Annotated in this window: 3 protein-coding genes; all 3 read right to left on the reverse strand. The window is 70.5% G+C overall.

All coding sequences use genetic code 11. The annotated features are described in order from the left end of the window. A partial coding sequence (locus HC022_RS25245; protein WP_167454222.1) for an acyl-CoA thioesterase occupies positions 1 to 334 on the reverse strand: 334 nt, incomplete at its 3' end. 87 nt (positions 335 to 421) lie between these two features. After that, positions 422 to 1,102, reverse strand: coding sequence for a response regulator transcription factor (locus HC022_RS25250; RefSeq protein ID WP_089962594.1), 681 nt, complete (start codon positions 1,100 to 1,102; stop codon positions 422 to 424). 9 nt (positions 1,103 to 1,111) lie between these two features. Further along, the coding region (locus HC022_RS25255; protein ID WP_167454223.1) for a sensor histidine kinase KdpD at positions 1,112 to 1,952 on the reverse strand (841 nt) is incomplete at its 5' end.

Genomic DNA, 1,952 nt, shown 5'->3' on the forward strand with positions numbered 1-1,952 from the left:
CCACGGCGACCATGGTGAAGTAGCACGAGTTGGTGTGGCGCCGGGTGCCCTTGCGGATGTCCTCGGCCTCGACCCGGATGCCGATCTCCATCGAGGTGCGGCCGACGTGGTTCACCGCGGCCCGGAAGCTCACCAGCTCGCCCACGTTGATCGGCTGCTTGAAGGTCACCTGGTCGACCGAGAGCGTGACCGCATAGCGGCCCGAGAAGCGCGAGGCGCAGGAAAAGGCCACGCGGTCGAGAAGGTTCAGCAGCGCGCCGCCGTGCACCTTGCCGCTGAAATTTGCCATGTCGGGGGTCATCAGCACGGTCATTTCCAGCTGGCGGGGGTCCATCGCTTGCTCCTTCTTGGTGGCGTTGGGTGCGCATCCGGCGCGGTTTCGGTCATACACCATGCAATCCCCGTAGCGCGCAAGTCCGCGTCAGCGCAGCGGTGCAGCGCCTTCGAGACAGAAGCCCTGATGCCGCACCGTGACGATCTCGAAGCCGAACTCGGAGGCAGGTTTGAGCTTTTTGCGGAGGTAGCCGATGTAGACGTCGACCACGTTCTCCGAGCTGGATTCGCCGGCCCAGAGCGCGTCGAAGATGGTGCCGCGGGGCAGGGGCGTGCCGGCGTGCTCGGCCAGCAACGCCAGAAGCGAGAACTCGCGGTCGGTGAGATGCACGTGGCGGCTGCCGGCGCGGAGGCTCTTGTCCGCGGCCGACAGGCGGGCGGGCGCAGGACGAGTTGCGGCGGCGCGGCGCTCCTGCACCCGGAGCCGTGCGGCGAGTTCCTCGAACGAGAAGGGCTTGACCATGTAGTCGTCGGCCCCGGCTTCGAGCCCGGCGGCGCGGTGGTCGACGTCCGAGAGCGCCGAGAGCATGACGATGGGCAGCTGCGCGCCCTGTGCGCGGGCGGTGCGCACCAGCTCGACGCCGCTGTCGGCGCCCAGCATCACGTCGACGACGGCGGCGGAGAAACCCGCGCCGGTGAGGTCGGGCAGGGCGGTGTCGGCGCGGTTGCGGGTCTCGACCGCGAAGCCGTGCAGCGCCAGCCCGCGCGCGAGGGCGGAGCAGATCTCTGGGTCGTCGTCCACGACGAGCAGGCGGGTCGGTTCGGTCATGGCGGCAGGTTAGCCCGTCGCGAGCGGCATGCGAACCGAGATCTTGGTTCCGGATGCGGTGCCTTCGGCCCGATCGTGGGTGACGGGACTTTCGACGGCGATGCTGCCGCCCTGTTCCTCGATCACCCAGCGCGCCAGTGCGAGGCCGAGACCGAAGCCCTGCGCGCTGCCGGTCTGGCCTTGGGCGAAGCGCTCGAAGATCCGCGCCTGATCGGCGGCGGGGATGCCGGGGCCGTTGTCGATGACGGCGATCACGCCCATGCCTTCGGCCTCGGTCAGCTCCAGCCGCAGGGCGCCGCCCTGCCGGGCGTGACGGATGGCGTTGCGGATCAGGCCCACGACCACTTGCCGCAGCCAGTTCCGGTCCGCGCGCACCCGGGTTCTGCCGGGCTCGGGCGCGGTGAGCGTCATCCCCGCGTTCGAGAGCTCGGCGGCGGTCTCGGCGATGGCATCCGCCAGAATCTCGCCAAGATCCAGCGGCACCGGCTCGAGCGCCAGCTGCCCGGTCTCGGACCGTGCCACGCGCAGCAGGTCGTCGATGCGCCGGTTGAGGCGGCGGGCGCGGGCCTCGATGACCTCGAAGGCGGGGGCGGGCTCGGCGCCCTGCCGGCCGAGCTGCGCCTCCATCAGGATTACGGTCAGAGGCGTGCGCAACTCGTGGCTGATGTCGGCGAAGAAGCGGCGGCGGTCTTCGTCGGTGCGTTCCAGCCGTTGGTTGGCGAAGCGCAGCGCCTCGGTGCGCTGGTCGATGATCTCGCCCAGCCTGGCGCGGTCCTCGGCCACGGCGGCGGCGCGGGCGGCGAGCGCGCGGGCCATGCGGTTGGTCTCGGTGGTGAGCTGACCGATCTCG

This window comes from Salipiger sp. HF18, from assembly GCF_011806505.1.
Lineage (GTDB): Bacteria > Pseudomonadota > Alphaproteobacteria > Rhodobacterales > Rhodobacteraceae > Salipiger > Salipiger thiooxidans.

Excerpts from the sequence above, each read along its gene's own strand:
- HC022_RS25250 (WP_089962594.1), bottom strand. The coding sequence starts at position 1,102 with ATGACCGAACCGACCCGCCTGCTCGTCGTGGACGACGACCCAGAGATC.